Here is a 589-nt window from a genome sequence, read left to right as displayed (position 1 = left end):
TTCAGCATCTTCAAGGATAAGCGGAACGGCACGACGAACTCTTGAGACTGCCGCACCGAGTGTTATTCCCCGATCAAGCAGTAGCCCTCGGATTTGACAGACTGTCGCGGTGCGGTGATTGACAATACGCTGTCTTGCACGGTGCAGAGCCTGAATATCCTGCTGCTCAGGGCTTTTCGGTGGAACAAACTGCATTGTAGGTTGCATCAGAGCCACAGCTATCGCCTGCGCATCATTACCGTCATTTTTTTGCCCACGGACAAAAGGTTTTACATACTGAGGGCTAATGACTTTTACTTTATGTCCCAGTTTTTCAAACTCACGTTGCCAGTAAAATGCCCCAGTAGATGCTTCGACACCAATCAGACATGCCGGAATATTCGCCACCATCTGGAGTAATTCTTTTCGTCCAGTGCGTTTTGTATAAACCGGCTTACCGGCCTGGTTTAATCCGCAGAGCTGAAAGATATTTTTAGCCAGATCAATACCCAGAAATACGATATTCATGATGATTTTCCTGTTGAGCATATTTCGTACAGTTAACCGCAGCGGGAGGAGGTAGTCCATCCCATTAACTGGAAAGCAAAGT

At 47.0% G+C, this 589-nt stretch carries 1 protein-coding gene; it reads right to left on the bottom strand.

Going from position 1 to position 589, the window contains the following annotated elements:
* Positions 1-507, bottom strand: a 507-nt coding sequence (locus Dpoa2040_RS05465; RefSeq protein ID WP_168640566.1) for an IS110 family transposase, incomplete at its 3' end; no start/stop codon positions are given.
* Positions 508-589: the final 82 nt, after the last annotated feature.

The sequence above is a fragment of the Dickeya sp. CFBP 2040 genome (assembly GCF_012273755.1).
GTDB lineage: Bacteria > Pseudomonadota > Gammaproteobacteria > Enterobacterales > Enterobacteriaceae > Dickeya > Dickeya poaceiphila.
Note: the sequence above shows the minus strand (reverse complement) of the source record. Positions and strands in the feature narration are given on the sequence as shown.